General features: G+C 72.8%; 16 protein-coding genes. 6 read left to right on the plus strand and 10 right to left on the minus strand.

Annotated elements, in window-relative coordinates; translation table 11 throughout:
- Window positions 1-66 precede the first annotated feature (66 nt).
- On the minus strand, window positions 67-987 hold the full coding sequence (locus tag ACFC1X_RS10525; protein WP_376350835.1) for an AEC family transporter: 921 nt from the start codon (window positions 985-987) through the stop codon (window positions 67-69).
- A gap of 144 nt (window positions 988-1131) precedes the next feature.
- Here ACFC1X_RS10525 and ACFC1X_RS10530 point away from each other — a divergent pair, with 144 nt between their 5' ends.
- Window positions 1132-1503, plus strand: a complete 372-nt coding sequence (locus ACFC1X_RS10530) for an STAS domain-containing protein (protein WP_376350838.1) — start codon at window positions 1132-1134, stop codon at window positions 1501-1503.
- Here the strand turns inward: ACFC1X_RS10530 and ACFC1X_RS10535 are convergent.
- Window positions 1396-2400 carry a sigma-70 family RNA polymerase sigma factor gene (locus ACFC1X_RS10535; RefSeq protein ID WP_376350840.1) on the minus strand — a complete coding sequence of 335 codons (1005 nt, stop codon included), beginning with the start codon at window positions 2398-2400 and terminating at the stop codon, window positions 1396-1398. The two genes, ACFC1X_RS10530 and ACFC1X_RS10535, sit on opposite strands and share 108 nt — an antisense overlap.
- A gap of 424 nt (window positions 2401-2824) precedes the next feature.
- A complete protein-coding gene (locus ACFC1X_RS10540; RefSeq protein ID WP_376350843.1) occupies window positions 2825-4108 on the minus strand; it encodes an MFS transporter in 1284 nt (427 codons plus the stop codon).
- 63 nt (window positions 4109-4171) lie between these two features.
- On the opposite strand from ACFC1X_RS10540, the gene ACFC1X_RS10545 reads away from it, so the two are divergent.
- Window positions 4172-5125: a LysR substrate-binding domain-containing protein gene (locus tag ACFC1X_RS10545; protein ID WP_376350846.1), complete on the plus strand. Its 954-nt coding sequence runs from the start codon at window positions 4172-4174 to the stop codon at window positions 5123-5125.
- A 28-nt stretch (window positions 5126-5153) separates the two neighbouring features.
- Here the strand turns inward: ACFC1X_RS10545 and ACFC1X_RS10550 are convergent, their stop codons facing one another.
- Window positions 5154-5915: an alpha/beta hydrolase gene (locus tag ACFC1X_RS10550; RefSeq protein WP_376350849.1), complete on the minus strand. Its 762-nt coding sequence runs from the start codon at window positions 5913-5915 to the stop codon at window positions 5154-5156.
- Between the two features lie 157 nt (window positions 5916-6072).
- Between ACFC1X_RS10550 and ACFC1X_RS10555 the strand changes: the two genes are divergently transcribed.
- Both ACFC1X_RS10555 and ACFC1X_RS10560 read left to right on the plus strand, forming a co-directional pair.
- The gene (locus tag ACFC1X_RS10555; RefSeq protein ID WP_376350851.1) at window positions 6073-7272 is read left to right on the plus strand and encodes an adenosine deaminase; all 1200 of its coding nucleotides are present in this window, start codon (window positions 6073-6075) and stop codon (window positions 7270-7272) included.
- 140 nt (window positions 7273-7412) lie between these two features.
- Window positions 7413-7781 (plus strand): ATP-binding protein, encoded by a 369-nt coding sequence (locus ACFC1X_RS10560; protein ID WP_376350854.1) that lies wholly within the window; start codon window positions 7413-7415, stop codon window positions 7779-7781.
- A gap of 93 nt (window positions 7782-7874) precedes the next feature.
- Here ACFC1X_RS10560 and ACFC1X_RS10565 read toward each other — a convergent pair whose 3' ends face one another.
- The 5 genes from ACFC1X_RS10565 to afsQ1 form a co-directional block, all read right to left on the minus strand.
- Window positions 7875-8078 (minus strand): PspC domain-containing protein, encoded by a 204-nt coding sequence (locus ACFC1X_RS10565; protein WP_064729508.1) that lies wholly within the window; start codon window positions 8076-8078, stop codon window positions 7875-7877.
- A gap of 95 nt (window positions 8079-8173) precedes the next feature.
- Window positions 8174-8725: a VanZ family protein gene (locus ACFC1X_RS10570; RefSeq protein ID WP_122615915.1), complete on the minus strand. Its 552-nt coding sequence runs from the start codon at window positions 8723-8725 to the stop codon at window positions 8174-8176.
- Between the two features lie 91 nt (window positions 8726-8816).
- Window positions 8817-9437: a hypothetical protein gene (locus ACFC1X_RS10575; RefSeq protein WP_376350858.1), complete on the minus strand. Its 621-nt coding sequence runs from the start codon at window positions 9435-9437 to the stop codon at window positions 8817-8819.
- Window positions 9437-11056: an ATP-binding protein gene (locus ACFC1X_RS10580; protein ID WP_376350861.1), complete on the minus strand. Its 1620-nt coding sequence runs from the start codon at window positions 11054-11056 to the stop codon at window positions 9437-9439. The genes ACFC1X_RS10575 and ACFC1X_RS10580 overlap by 1 nt, the downstream gene beginning before the upstream one ends.
- A complete protein-coding gene (afsQ1, locus tag ACFC1X_RS10585) occupies window positions 11053-11730 on the minus strand; it encodes a two-component system response regulator AfsQ1 (protein WP_234955147.1) in 678 nt (225 codons plus the stop codon). Before afsQ1 ends, ACFC1X_RS10580 begins: the two co-directional genes overlap by 4 nt.
- 254 nt (window positions 11731-11984) lie before the next feature.
- On the opposite strand from afsQ1, the gene ACFC1X_RS10590 reads away from it, so the two are divergent.
- Complete coding sequence (locus ACFC1X_RS10590; RefSeq protein ID WP_161331908.1) at window positions 11985-12728, plus strand: SigE family RNA polymerase sigma factor; 744 nt, start codon at window positions 11985-11987, stop codon at window positions 12726-12728.
- A gap of 223 nt (window positions 12729-12951) precedes the next feature.
- Here the strand turns inward: ACFC1X_RS10590 and ACFC1X_RS10595 are convergent, their stop codons facing one another.
- The gene (locus ACFC1X_RS10595; RefSeq protein ID WP_376350865.1) at window positions 12952-13587 is read right to left on the minus strand and encodes a uridine kinase; all 636 of its coding nucleotides are present in this window, start codon (window positions 13585-13587) and stop codon (window positions 12952-12954) included.
- Between the two features lie 159 nt (window positions 13588-13746).
- Here ACFC1X_RS10595 and ACFC1X_RS10600 point away from each other — a divergent pair, with 159 nt between their 5' ends.
- Window positions 13747-14151 (plus strand): hypothetical protein, encoded by a 405-nt coding sequence (locus ACFC1X_RS10600; RefSeq protein WP_376350868.1) that lies wholly within the window; start codon window positions 13747-13749, stop codon window positions 14149-14151.
- Window positions 14152-14155: the final 4 nt, after the last annotated feature.

A 14155-nucleotide genomic window follows, 5' to 3' on the forward strand; every position in this document is an offset into this window, starting at 1 on the left:
TCGGGGATTCCCCGACCGGCCGACCGACAGCACGGGACCGGTGGGCGACGCCCACCGGTCCCCGGGTCACCCCAGCAGCGCCGCCACCGCCACCAGCACCGGCACCGAGACCACCGTCGACACCAGGATCGCGTCCCGGGCCAGGCGCTCGCCGACCTCGTACGTCGACGCGTACGTGTACAGGTTCTGCGCGGCGGGCAGCGCCGACGTCACCACCACGTCCAGGAGTTGGGCACCCCGCAGCCCGAACACCCCCGACGCCAGCGCCCAGGCCACCGCGGGCTGGCCGAGCGCCTTCAACGCCACCGCCAGCAGCACCGGTTCGCGGTCCGCGCCCCGCATGGGCATCGTGGAGCCGCACAGGGAGATGCCGAAGGCGAGCAGGACCGCCGGCACCGACATGTTGCCGATCAGCGTCAGCGGGTCCATGACCGGGTCCGGCACCCGCAGCCCGGTCGCGGCGACCGCGACACCGGCGAGAGAGCCCAGCGCGATCGGGTTGCGCAGCGGCGTCAGCAGCCGCCGCCACAGCGGGCCTCGCGCACCCCCGCCGGACAGGTCCAGGATCGTCACCGCCACCGGCGTCACCAGCACCAGCTGGAACAGCAGCACCGGCGCCACCAGCGAGGCGTCGCCCAGCACGTACACGGCGATCGGGATGCCGAGGTTGCCGGAGTTGACGTAGCCGGAACAGAGCGCGCCGATGGTGGTCCGGCCCACGCCCCAGCCGCGTACGACGCCCACCGCGACGAAGACCCCGGCCACCGCCACCGTGGACAGCGCCGTCACCAGGAGCCGGCTGGAGAAGACCACCGACAGGTCGGCCGTCGCGAGGGTGGTGAACAGCAGGGCGGGGGACGCCACGTGGAAGGCCAGCTTGGTCAGCACCTCGCGCCCCTGCGGCCCCAGGTGGCCGCGCAGCCCCAGTACGTAGCCGACGGCGATGACGACCGCGATGACCGCGAACCCGGTCAGCACCCCCTGCACGGCGACGCCTCCTCGGCGAGGACGGGCACGTCCGGCGGCACGGCGGGGCACGGCGATGCATGGGGCATACAGCAAACCCTCCGGCGGAGGGCATGCGCAGGTCAATGTGATCTCTGCCCGCGGACACCGATGAGTTCGGGGCGCATGCCGGGTCTACCGCACGTGGACGCCGTGACACCCGCCGTACTCGTGCTGCCGGGGCCCGTCTCCCGAGGGGAGACACCCCGGCTCTGTGACGAGGCGCGCGCGCTGCTGGAAGCCACCCGGGCCGGGGTGATCGTCTGCGATGTCGGGGGGCTGGGGCCGCCGGGACTCGCCGTCGTCGATCTGCTGGCCCGCCTGGAGCTCACCGCCCGGCGGGCCGGGGGCCGGATCCGGCTGCGCGACGCCGACCCCGCGCTGCACGCGCTACTCGACCTGGTCGGCCTCCGCTTCGAGACGGAGCGGCAGGTCGAACAGCGGGAACCACCGCTTGGTGTCGAGGAAGCAGTGGAACCCGGTGATGCGGCCGTCTGAGATCTCCAGCACCTGCACCGCCCACGGCGCGAAGCCGCCCGCCTCCGGGTCCGGCTTGTAGTGCGCGAAGGCCGGCAGTCCGTTGGCCTCCACCCGCAGCAGCCGCGAGCCCGCGCAGGCGGCGCCGAGCGTCGTCATGAAGCCGGTGATGTCGCCGGGACCGGCCAGCCAGAGGTCGAACGGCGGCATCGTCATGACCGCGTCCTCGTGCAGGAGCGCCGTCAGCGCCGTCATGTCGTAGCCCTCGAAGGCGGCGACGTAGCGCTCCAGGAGCTTCTGCTGCTCCTCGTCCAGCGGGTCGGACACCGCCGCGCCGTCGCCGCGGTCCTCCCGGTCGGCGAGGGTGGCGCGGGCGCGTTGCAGGGCGCTGTTGACCGACGGGACCGAGGTGCCGAGCAGTTCGGCGACCTCGCTCGCCTTCCAGGCCAGCACCTCGCGCAGGATCAGCACGGCCCGCTGCTTGGGCGGCAGCTGCTGGAGAGCGGCCATGAAGGCGAGCCGCACGGACTCCTTGGCGACCGCGGCCTCGGCCGGGTCGGCGGTCGAGGGCAGCACGCGGGCGTCGGGCATCGGCTCCAGCCAGGTGTGGTCCGGGCGGGGGGACAGGGCGGCCTGGGCGAGCGGCGTGGACTCGGTCAGGTCCATCGGGCGGGCCCGCTTGTTGCCCGCGGTCAGCATGTCCAGGCAGACGTTGGTCGCGATCCGGTAGAGCCAGGAGCGGAGACTGGAGCGTCCCTCGAACTTGTCGTAGCTGCGCCACGCGCGGACCAGGGTGTCCTGCACCGCGTCCTCGGCCTCGAAGGAGGAGCCGAGCATCCGGTAGCAGTACCCGGTCAGCTCGGTCCGGTGCTTCTCCAGCGCGGAGTCCAGCTCCGTCGTCATGGTGCCGTTGGTCATCGTCCACCCACCCCTGTGGCCGTCCCGTCGTGCGCGTCTTCGCGCCCCGCACTTCGGAAGCTACCGCAGGGGACTGACAATGGCCTGTGCAGCAAATGAAACCGCAGGTCGAAGCGGCCCCATCAGCCCGGCCCCGACCCCTTCCGGACCCGCACGGCCCCACCCGGTGAGGCCCCGGCCGGGGGCCTGCCGCGCGCCGCCGGTTCCGGCCTCCGTGCCGACGCGTCCCGCTCCGGCGCCCAAGACCCTCAGGCGCCCGCCGCAACTGCCCCCGCGGTGCGCTGTGACGCCACCGAGCCCGTAAGGCCCCCGACCCCTTCCGGGCCCGCACGGCCCCACCCGGTGAGGCCCCGGCCGGGGGCCTGTCGCGCGCCGTCCCTTCCGGCGTCCGCGCCGACGCGTCCCGCTCGGGCCTCCGAGACCCTCAGGCGCCCGCCGCAACCGCCCCCGCGGTGCGCCGTGCCGCAACCGAGCCCGTCACCGTGATCGCCACGACGCCCAGTACCGCCAGCAGGCCGATGCCGACCGTGCCGGTCCAGCCGCCCGCGTGGAAGGCGATCGCGCCCACCGTGCTGCCCGCGCTGGAGCCGACGTAGTAGGCGGACTGGTACAGGGCCGAGGCCTGGGCGCGGCCGTGCTGGGCGGTCTTGCCCACCGCCGAGGAGGCCACCGCGTGGCCGGCGAAGAAGCCCGCCGTGATCAGCACCAGGCCCAGCAGGACCAGGGGCAGGGAGGGGGCGAGGGACAGCAGCAGGCCCGCCGCCGTCGTGCCGCCGCCCAGGTACAGCGCGCCGCGCCGGCCCAGGCGGCCCACCAGACGGCCCGCCGTCGACGCCGAGACCGTACCGACCAGGTAGACCAGGAAGATCGAGCCGATGAGACCCTGCGGGAGGGAGAACGGCGCCTCCGCCAGCCGGTAGCCGATCACCGTGTAGACGCCGCCGAAGACCGTCATGAACAGCGCGCCGATCGCGTACAGGCGCCGCAGCAACGGGTTGGCGAGGTGGTCGCGGACCGTGCGGACCAGCACGCGTGGGCGCAGCGAGCCCGCCCTGAAGTGCTTCGGCGCCGGCAGCAGCAGCCGGAAGGCGACCGCGCACGCCACCGCCACGACGCCGATCACGCCGACGGCGACCCGCCAGCCCCACTCCTGGGCCACCCAGCCGGTGATGACCCGGCCGCTCATCCCGCCGACGCTGTTGCCCGCGACGAACAGGCCGATCGCGGTGACCAGCGCCCGCGGCGTGACCTCCTCCGCGAGGTACGCCGTCGCCGAGGCCGGCAGCCCCGCCAGCGCCGCGCCCTGCACCGCGCGCAGCGCGACCAGCGCCGGCAGCGAGGGGGCGAAGGGGACCAGCAGCCCGACGGTCACCGCGACCGCCAGCGACGCCGTCATGACCGTACGCCGCCCGAAACGCTCCGAGAGCGCGCTCATCGGGAGGACGAACACCGCCAGACCGCCGGTCGCGGCGGCCACCGTCCAGCTCGCGTCGCTCGCCGTGACGCCCATGTCGCCGGAGATCAGCGGCAGCAGCGCCTGCGTGGAGTACAGCAGCGCGAAGGTCGCGACGCCCGCGAGGAAGAGGGCGAGGCTCATCCGGCGGTAGCCGGGCCCGCCCGGGGCCATGCGCGAGTCGGAGGTGTCGGGGACGGAGACTGCGGATGCGGCGCCCACGGTGGTGGACGCCCCGGTATCGGCGGGAGTCATACCGTGACCGTACGGAGCCCGTGACTCATCCGTCCAATGCATGGAATGGGCATAATCGTTCCCATGGTGCATCAGCAAAGCTCACAGGCTCGCCTGTCACCGTCCGGTGACACAGAAGACATCGTCGCGCTGCTCGCGCCCCGCCTCGCGCACTTCGCCGGAGTCGCCCGCACCGAGCACGTGACCCGGGCCGCGCAGGAGATGAACGTCCCCCAGTCGACCCTCTCCCGCGCCCTCGTCCGCCTCGAAGCCGACCTGGGCGTCGACCTCTTCGTCCGCCACGGCCGCACCCTCGCGCTGACCGTCGCCGGACGCACCTTCCTCGGCTCCGTCGAACGCGCCCTCGCCGAGGTCGAGCGCGCCGCCGAGGAGGTCCGCGCGGACGCCGACCCGGCCACCGGCAAGGTCGCCTTCGGCTTCCTGCACACCATGGGCGCCGAGACCGTACCCGGCCTGCTGCACGCCTTCCGCGCCGACCACCCCCGCGTCCGCTTCAGCCTCGTCCAGAACTACGGCGAGGCCATGCTGGAGCGCCTGCGCGCCGGTGAACTCGACCTCTGCCTGACCTCCCCCGTCCCGGACGCCCCCGACCTGGTCGCCCGCCGCCTCGACGAGCAGAAGCTGCGCCTGGTCGTCCCGGCCGACCACACCCTCGCCGCCCGCAGGCGCATCCGCCTCGCCGAGGCGGCCGACGAGAACTTCGTGACCCTGGAGCCCGGCTACGGTCTGCGCCGCATCACCGACGCCCTGTGCGCGGAGGCCGGCTTCCGCCCCAAGGTCGCCTTCGAGGGCGAGGAGGCGGAGACGCTGCGCGGCCTGGTCGCTGCGGGCCTCGGCGTCGCCCTGCTGCCCCCGCCCGCCGTTCCCCGCCCCGGCGTGGTCGAGCTGACGGTCACCGCCCCGCGCGCGGCCCGGGAGATCGGCGTGGCCTGGCTGGCGGGCCGCGCGGACACCCCGCCCGTCGCCGCGTTCAAGAACTTCCTGCTCTCCAGGAGGGGGAGCCTGCTGCCGTCCTGACCCCGGCACCTGGCACCCTGCACGCGCCCTACCGCCGTAACGACTTCCCGAACCCCACCGCCAGCGGCATCCGCAGCCCCAGCGGCGGCGGGGCGGCCAGCGCGTCCTCCACCGGGCGCGAGAAGGACTGCCCGAAGAGGGTGCCCATCACGAAGTCCTCCGCCAGCGCGGCGACTTCCTCCCGGTACTGACGCAACCCGTGCCCGTCGGAGTGCACTTCGAAGCGGCACACCGCGCGGTTGGCCTTCTTCGCCCGCGAGGCCAGCTGGAACGACAGTTCGGGGTCGCTGCGTTCGTCGTTCGTGCCGTGCACGATCAGCACCTGTCGGCCGACCAGCTGCTTCACCGGTTCGGGCGGTGCGGCCACGTCCTCCTCCGGCAACCAAGGGGCGATCGCCAGCACCGAGTTGACGGCCTCGTGCCCGGCCGCGCGCAGGGCCGCCCGGCCGCCCATGCCGATGCCGGCCAGGCAGACGGGTACGTCGCCGTAGCGCCGTACCGCCTCGTCGGCGGCCCAGTCGGCGTCCCGGGCGAGGTGCGCCTCGGTGCCGTTCCAGCCGCGGTAGCGGTAGTGCACGACATGCGCGGCCAGCCCCTCGTCCCGCCCCGCGCGCGCCACCCGGCGCCCCAACGCCCGTACGGACGCGGCCGCCAGCAGCGGAGAGGGCCTGCGGCCGGACACCTCGTCGCCGCCGGGGAGCAGCAGCACCACTCCGCTCACCGCCGTCCCCTCCGGACCGAGCGTTCGCCCCAGCCGGGCCTGTCGGACCGGCGTCGCTTGCTGTGCCATGGCAGAACATTCTCAGAAGACCGGGTGTACGCCACCTGTCCGCGCAATCACCGTTACATATCGGCGCAGCTGTACACCGGGCCGCCGTGTTCCGCCCGTATTCACGTCCCTGTGCGTTCGCCCCGCGCTCTACGCGCGTAGGAGTTAGAGTGCGGAAATGACGAGCCAGAACACCGCGAAGAGCGCCGCGGCGAACACCGCGAGGGCCGGGAAGGCGCCGACGCCGGACCAGATCCGCCGGGCGCCGAAGGTTCTGCTGCACGACCATCTCGACGGCGGGCTGCGTCCCGGCACGGTCGTCGACCTCGCCCGGGAGACCGGGTACCCGGGCCTGCCCGAGACCGACCCCGACCTGCTCGGCACCTGGTTCCGGCAGGCCGCCGACTCCGGGTCGCTGGAGCGGTACCTGGAGACCTTCTCGCACACCGTCGGCGTCATGCAGACCCGCGACGCCCTGGTCAGGGTCGCCGCCGAGTGCGCCGAGGACCTCGCCGAGGACGGCGTCGTCTACGCCGAGGTGCGGTACGCCCCCGAGCAGCACCTGGAGGCCGGCCTCACCCTCGAAGAGGTCGTCGAGGCCGTCAACGAGGGCTTCCGGGAGGGCGAGCGGCGCGCGCGGGACAACGGCCACCGCATCCGCGTCGGCGCCCTGCTCACCGCGATGCGGCACGCCGCCCGCTCCCTGGAGATCGCCGAACTCGCCAACCGCTACCGCGACCTCCCGGGCGGCGGTGTTGTCGGATTCGACATCGCCGGCGCCGAGGCCGGGTACCCGCCCACCCGGCACCTGGACGCCTTCGAGTACCTCAAGCGCGAGAACAACCACTTCACCATCCACGCCGGCGAAGCCTTCGGGCTGCCGTCCATCTGGCAGGCCCTGCAGTGGTGCGGCGCCGACCGGCTCGGGCACGGCGTGCGCATCATCGACGACATCCAGGTCCACGGGGACGGCACGGTCAAGCTCGGACGGCTCGCCTCGTACGTCCGGGACAAGCGCATCCCGCTGGAGCTGTGCCCCAGCTCCAACCTCCAGACCGGCGCCGCGGACTCCTACGCCGAACACCCCATCGGACTGCTGCGCCGGCTGCACTTCCGCGCCACCGTCAACACCGACAACCGGCTGATGTCCCACACGAGTATGAGCCGGGAATTCGAGCACCTGGTCGACGCATTCGGTTACACGCTCGACGACATGCAGTGGTTCTCCGTCAATGCGATGAAATCAGCGTTCATTCCTTTCGATGAACGACTGGCCATGATCAATGACGTCATCAAGCCCGGATATGCCGAGCTGAAATCCGAATGGCTGTTCCAGCAGACCGCTTCGACCAGCGGCTATTCGGAGGGTGAGGGCTGAACGGGGCCGCACGGTAATACGGGAACGCGGACCGGCTTTCACAATCCGTCCGCATTTCGATGTTTGCCGCGCGGGGTGAGGCATGTTTACGGTCGAGGACCGCTCACATCCCCGTCACCCCATTACGAGGACGCATTTTCATGAAGCAGTCTGCTGCCAAGGCCCTCGGTGTCGCCGCTCTCGGTGCCGCCTTCGCCGCCGCCGGTGCCGGCGCGGCCACCGCGGCCCCCGAGCTCCCCGACACCGCGCAGACGGTGGACTCCGTCGCCCGCACCCTCCCCGCGGAGACCGTCTCCCAGGTGGCACCCGGCGCGGGCAACGCGCTGGAGCAGGGCCGTCGCGTCTCCGGCACCGGTCTGACCGTCGCGCAGCCGGTCGTCGAGCAGGTGCTCGCCGAGCAGCTCGCCGAGGGCCCGGCCGAGCCGGTCTCCAAGCGGCTCGGCGGTGTGCCGCTGCAGGGGCTGCCCACCCAGGGCCTGGCGGTCAACGGCCTCCCGCTCGGCAGCTGAGTCCCGGCCTCCCCGCACGCGCCGACGGGGCGCACCCGGCGACACCGGGTGCGCCCCGTCGGCGTACCAGAGGGGAACAACGTCAGGTCTGCGTCACCAGGCCGTGCGCGCCGCCTTCTCCTCGGAGGGGAGCAGCAGCCACAGGGCCAGGTACAGCAGGAACTGCGGGCCGGGCAGCAGGCAGGAGACCACGAAGATCACCCGCATCGTGGTGGTGGAGGTGCCGAAGCGCCGGGCCAGCGCGGCGCACACTCCGCCGATCATGCGGCCGTGGGTGGGGCGGGCGAGGCGGGACATCGCGGCTCCTTCGTGAGCGTGTGGGCGGGGCTGCCGTTCGGCTTCCCCTTCATCTGCCCTCCACGCTACGGAGACGAACGGAACAAAGCGTCGCTCTACGGGGCGATCCCGACCCTGGGAATCGTCGGGGTCCGACCCTGAGCGGGCTCCTCCCGGGGGACGTCCTCCCGCCCCTCCCGCCGGTACCTGCGGCGGAGCCGGGCGCGGCCCGCCGGGACGACGGCCAGGTGCACGAGGGCCACGCCCGCCGTGTTCAGCAGCAGCGAGTCGACGTCGACGACCTGCCCGGGCACCCCGGTCTGCAGCAGCTCGATGCCCAGCGACAGCAGGATGGCCGCGGCCGTGGTGCGCAGGAGCGAGGCCAGCGGTGAACCGGTCAGCCGCCCCCCGGCCATCGGCAGCAGCACGCCGAGCGGCGCCAGCAGGGCGAGCGCCCCGCCGAGCGAGCGGGCCGCCCCGGGCCAGCCCAGCGCCACGTCGGCGCGGATCCCGTCGAACGGGCGCAGGTTGGGCGGCAGTACCCAGGGGACGTCCAGTGGACGCAGCGTGTACCAGGCGACGAACGCGAGATGTGCGACCAGGAGAACACTTCCTGTCACACGGATGCGGAGCGCGGCGCTGCCGCCGAGGAACCCATGACGCTGCACGTCCCCCTAGACGCGGCCTCCGCCGCGCGCGGTTCCGGTCTCTCCCGCGCGAGGATGAGGCTTGCGCCACATGGCCCCCACGCGGGCGCGGTCAGCCGTCCTTGACCTCGGTGGCCGGCGGCTCGTTGCTGCCCGGCCGGGCCCGCACCTCGTCCGTGCAGGCGTAGCGGCGGGCGGGCCGGTCGCCGGTCCCGGCCAGCACGACCGAGCCGTCCCCCTCGGCCGCCGCCGAGTCGGAGAACGTGCACACGACCTGGGCGAGGGCGTACGAGGTCAGGTCGTCGGGCGCGGTGCTCAGCCGCAGCGTGTCGTCGGGGTCGCCGGAGCGCGGCCCGGTCACGGCGATCCCGCGGTGGACGTCCGTCGTGTACCCGGCCTCCTTCTCGGCGGCCGACGGCGACGCCGCGAGCTGGTCGATCAGCCCCTGCGCCACCAGCACCCGGCGACCCGAGTCGGACGCGCCGTCCGGCACCCGCACCGTGCGGTCCACCGCCACCAGCGACGAGCCGCACAGCAGGAACACCTGGGCCGGCACGCCGGTCGGGTCCTGCGCCGACACGTCCGGCTCGGCGAGCGAGCAGCGCACCCGCGACGGCGCCGGACCGTAGTCCGTGGGCACCTCCGTGGCGCGGATGCCGCACCCGGCGAGCAGTGCGGTCAGCGCGGCCAGCACCGCGAGCCCGGGCCGTGCCGGCAGGCGGCGTACGGTCATCAGACCTGTCCCTTCGCGTCCTTGCCCCTGCTCCCGTCGTCCGGGACGCCCCCGCTGCCGCCGTCGTCGCCGTCGTCGGCGTCCTCGTCCGTGGGCGGCGACGGGTCCTGCGGCAGCCGCAGCACGAACACCGCACCCCCCTCGGGCGAGTTCTCGGCGGTGATCCCACCGCCGTGGATGTGCGCGTTCTCCAGGGCGATCGACAGGCCGAGCCCGCTGCCCTCGGAGCGCGGCCGGGAGGCGCTCGCCTTGTAGAAGCGGTCGAAGACGTGCGGCAGGACGTCCTCGGGGATGCCGGGGCCGTGGTCCCGCACCCGGATGACGATCTCGTCGTCCGCCCGCGCCACCGACACCCTGACCGGCGAACCGCCGTGCTTGAGCGCGTTGCCGATCAGGTTGGCAAGGATCACGTCCAGCCGGCGCGGGTCGAGACGGGCGTGGATGCCGCGCTCGGCGTCCAGGTCGACGGCGTCCAGCCAGGCGCGGGCGTCGACACATGCGGTGATCTGGTCGGCGACGTCGACGTCGTCCAGGACCAGCCGGGCGGTGCCCGCGTCGAAGCGGGTGACCTCCATCAGGTTCTCCACCAGGTCGTTGAGGCGCCGGGTCTCGCTCACCACCAGCCGGACCGCGGGCTCGACCATCGGGTCAAAACTCCCGCCCTCGCCCTCGAACTGCAGCTCCTCCTCCAGGACCTCCGTCACGGCGGTGAGCGCCGTCAGCGGCGTACGCAGCTCATGGCTCATGTCCGCGACGAAGCGCCGGGAGGCCTGCTCGCGGCCCGCCATGTCCGCGACCCGCTTCTCCAGGTTCTCGGCGGCACTGTTGAACGTCCGTGACAAGTCGGCCAGTTCGTCGGTGCCGGAGACCCGCAGCCGGGTGTCCAGCCTGCCCTCGCCCAGGCGCCGCGCCGCGACCCCCAGCCGGTGCACCGGCTTGAGCACGGTCGTCGCCAGGGCCTGCGCGAGCAGCGCGGAGCCGAGCAGGGCGAGCGCGGTGGCGATCCCCAGCGACCAGGCGAGCGAGTTCAGGTCCTTGGCCTCCGGTTCCAGCGACTTGAGCATGTAGCCGGTCGGCCCGCCGCCGATCACCTTCGTGCCGGCCACCAGGTACGGCGTGTCGTCCTCGGTGATCCGCTGCCAGTACAGGTGGTACGGGTGCTTGTTGGCCGAGGTGAGCTTCTGCTCCTTGTTCACCGCGGTGCGCAGCGACTCGGGCACGTCGGACAGCGCGAAGCCGTCCAGGCCGCCGGAACTGCCGTACACGGTGTCCCCGTCGGCGTCCTCGGCGACCAGCAGGACGGCGAACCGCTGGCTGCTGTTGGCCATCTGCCCGGCGGTGTGCTGCAACTCGTCCTGCGTGGGGTGCTCGGACAGCGCGCCCGCCCGGTTCTGCATCTCCTGCTCGAAGTCGCGCAGCACGGCGTCCTGGGTGCGGGTGAGCACCGCCTCCCGGTTCAGCCAGTAGGCGATGCCGGACGCGGACACGGCGGCGGTCAGCGCGACCAGGCCGAAGACGAGGACCAGCCGCAGCCGCAGACTGGTGAAGCGCAGCCAGGACCAGACTCCCTTGCGCGCCGCGGTCCAGCCGCGTGAACCCCCCTGGTGTTCCTCCGTCACTGAGGCGGATCCAGCCGGTAACCGACACCCCGCACGGTACGGATCAGCGTCGGGGACGACGGTACGTCCTCGACCTTGGCGCGCAGCCGCTGCACGCAGGCGTCCACCAGCCGGGAGTCACCGAGGTAGTCGTGCTCCCACACCAGCCGCAGCAACTGCTGCCGGGACAGCGCCTGCCCCGGCCGCCGGCTCAGCTCCAGGAGCAGCCGCAGCTCGGTCGGGGTGAGCTGGAGGTCCTCGCCGTTCTTCGTCACGGTCATCGCCGAACGGTCGATGACCAGGCTGCCGAAGCTCGCCGAATCGCTGGACTCCCGTTCCCCGCGCCGCAGCACGGCCCGGATCCGGGCGTCAAGGACCCGGCCCTGGACCGGTTTGACCACGTAGTCGTCGGCGCCCGACTCGAGACCGACGACCACGTCGATGTCGTCGTTGCGCGCGGTCAGCAGGATGATCGGCAGCTGGTCGGTGCGCCGGATGCGACGGCACACCTCGAAGCCGTCGATGCCGGGCAGCATCACGTCCAGCACGATCAGGTCCGGCCGCTGCTCGCGCAGCAGCTTCAGACCGTCCTCACCGCTGGCAGCCGTGGCCACCCGGTGACCCTGGCGGCTCAGGGAGAGCTCCAGGGCCGTGCGGATGGCGTCGTCGTCCTCGATCAGCAACAGGGAAGGCACGGGCTCATTCTGGCCCATGGAGGGGCCGGTGTTCGACCTGTGGGTGCGGAAGCGGGCCCAGCGCGCCGCCGGACCCTGTGAAGGAACGGTGATCCAGCCGTGACGGACCCCTGTGACAGGTCTGTGACAGTCGACGGACACGGCCATGAAGTCGCCGCGGCAGGATTTTCGTCACGAGCAACACAGCAGGTCGCAGTACGGCAAGCCGCGGTACAGCAGGCCGAACACCGGAAGTCCACGACGGGGGGCGCGAGATGAACACGCTGAAGGGCACCAGCACCAGCGCAGTGGTCACGCGTCTGCACGACGTGCACGGACACCGGGGTTCCGACAAGTCCGGTGCCGTGAGCGGGCGGGGGTGCGCTCGCGGCACCGGGCGTCAGCACACCGGTTACATGACGGTGGTCGACGCCCGCCAGGGGGAGACGCACGGGGGAACCGCGTACGGGGAGGCAGAGGGGGAGCGCCGCTCCCTGTCGGAGGCGGAGTTCACCGCCTACGTCCAGGAGCGCCGAGCCTCCCTGTACGCCACCGCCTACCACCTGACCGGCGACCGCTTCGAGGCCGAGGACCTGCTGCAGAGCGCGCTGTTCTCGACCTACCGGGCGTGGGACCGGATCAGTGACAAGGCGGCGGTCGGCGGATACCTCCGCCGCACCATGACCAACCTGCACATCAGCGCCTGGCGGCGCCGCAAGCTCAACGAGTACCCGACCGAGGAACTGCCGGAGACGCCCGGCGACATGGACGCGATGCGCGGCACCGAGCTGCGCACGGTCCTGTGGCAGGCGCTCGCCCGGCTGCCCGAACTCCAGCGCACCATGCTGGTCCTGCGCTACTACGAGGGCCGCACGGACCCGGAGATCGCGGACATCCTCGACATCAGTGTCGGCACGGTGAAGTCCAGCATCTGGCGCTCGCTGCGCCGGCTGCGCGAGGACGAGGTCCTCAGCTTCGGCCGTGACCGGGAGGACGCCTTCGGCGAACTCGTCGCCTGAAGGCAGGGGGAGGGCCGGGGGGCCCGCGAAAAAAAGTACGAGCCGGGGTGTATCAGGGGGAGGATGCCGGGCTCTTACTCACGGGGAAGCACCACGGGGGAACGGAACCACGGGGGTCACGGGGGATACGGGGGACCCACGGGGGAGTGGAAAGAGAGCGGGACTGGAGGGCCGGGGGGTCCGTCCAGTCCCGCTCTTCCGTTTGTCCGGGTGTGCGGGCGCCTTACGCGGCCGTACGCGCCGTCGCGCACCGTCCGGCCGCGGCGGCCGCCAGCCGCCCCATCGCCTCGTCCCGGTCGCACGCGTGCGTGCCCAGCGCCGTCTGCCGGGCGATGACCGACCGCTCCTGCCGCATCAGCCGCCAGCCCCTGCGCAGCAGGAACGGCACGGACTTGCGGCCCTCGCGCAGATCCCGCACGAAACGGCGCCGGAAGGTCGTCAGCGGACCACGGCTCAGGCACAAGGCGTCGGCCAGCACGCCCAGTTCCCGGCAGCGCGTCACCAGCTCGGCGGCGAAGATGCCCTCCGCGAGGAACAGCGGCGTCCGCCCGATGTCGACCGACTCCCCGCCGGTGCGGGCGCTCAGCGCGAGGTCGTAGACCGGCACCCGGGTGCGGCCCGTGCGGCACAGCTCCGCGATGGCGGCGACGGCGGCGTCCGCGTCCCACGACCCGGGATGGTCCCAGTCGATGTCGGAGCTCTGGGGCACCGTCGGCAGCGTCGGGTCGGTCCCCTCCTTGTAGAAGTCGTCGAGGCGCAGCACCGGGAGACCGGAGCGGGCCGCGAGGAGGGACTTGCCGGAGCCGGAGGGGCCGCAGAGCAGCACGACTCGGGTCGGTATGGGCGGATGGGAGCTCACGGGACACCAGTCTGAGGCATCCCCCGACCGCCGTACGACCCCGCGGGTGGACTTTGCAGTACGCGTCACATCTCGGTTGCGCTGTGCGGTGACCTGATCACGGTGTGCGCTGTTATCAGGGCAGTCCGTAGCAATCCACACCAAGAGGTGGCAGCAGCGATGGCCCTACACGCGTCCCCCCGCACCCCGCACGCACAGCGCGCCCTGGTCGTCCTCGCGACCGCCGGGGCCGCCCTGGCGGCAGGAGCGGCGACGGCTTCCGCGGACAGCGGTGAGACGATCGCCGGCCTGGCCCACACCCGCCCCACCTCGCTGGGCAACATCGACCCGCAGGCCGGCGTCCAGGCCCTGACCGGCACCGTCGGCTATGCCACCGGGCCGGTCTCCGACCTCAAGCCCAACCCGCTGGCCGGCACCGGCGTCGACCCGCTGGACAACGGCGTCGGCACGAAGGTCGCCGACTTCCAGCCGCTGACCTCGACCGCGCTGACCGGTCCCGTCGCCCAGGCCCAGTCGCTGGGCGCCGTACCGGTGCTGGGGCAGGCGACCGAACTGCTGCGCTGACGCG

It is taken from the genome of Streptomyces sp. NPDC056128 (assembly GCF_042263835.1).
GTDB lineage: Bacteria > Actinomycetota > Actinomycetes > Streptomycetales > Streptomycetaceae > Streptomyces.

Bases quoted from the DNA above. Each gene is read 5' to 3' on its own strand.
- ACFC1X_RS10530 (WP_376350838.1), top strand. From the start codon at position 1,132: ATGCCGGGTCTACCGCACGTGGACGCCGTGACACCCGCCGTACTCGTG.
- ACFC1X_RS10535 (WP_376350840.1), bottom strand. From the start codon at position 2,400: ATGACCAACGGCACCATGACGACGGAGCTGGACTCCGCGCTGGAGAAG.
- ACFC1X_RS10540 (WP_376350843.1), bottom strand. From the start codon at position 4,108: ATGACTCCCGCCGATACCGGGGCGTCCACCACCGTGGGCGCCGCATCC.
- ACFC1X_RS10545 (WP_376350846.1), top strand. From the start codon at position 4,172: ATGGTGCATCAGCAAAGCTCACAGGCTCGCCTGTCACCGTCCGGTGAC.
- ACFC1X_RS10550 (WP_376350849.1), bottom strand. From the start codon at position 5,915: ATGGCACAGCAAGCGACGCCGGTCCGACAGGCCCGGCTGGGGCGAACG.
- ACFC1X_RS10555 (WP_376350851.1), top strand. From the start codon at position 6,073: ATGACGAGCCAGAACACCGCGAAGAGCGCCGCGGCGAACACCGCGAGG.
- ACFC1X_RS10560 (WP_376350854.1), top strand. From the start codon at position 7,413: ATGAAGCAGTCTGCTGCCAAGGCCCTCGGTGTCGCCGCTCTCGGTGCC.
- ACFC1X_RS10565 (WP_064729508.1), bottom strand. From the start codon at position 8,078: ATGTCCCGCCTCGCCCGCCCCACCCACGGCCGCATGATCGGCGGAGTG.
- ACFC1X_RS10575 (WP_376350858.1), bottom strand. From the start codon at position 9,437: ATGACCGTACGCCGCCTGCCGGCACGGCCCGGGCTCGCGGTGCTGGCC.
- ACFC1X_RS10590 (WP_161331908.1), top strand. From the start codon at position 11,985: ATGAACACGCTGAAGGGCACCAGCACCAGCGCAGTGGTCACGCGTCTG.
- ACFC1X_RS10600 (WP_376350868.1), top strand. From the start codon at position 13,747: ATGGCCCTACACGCGTCCCCCCGCACCCCGCACGCACAGCGCGCCCTG.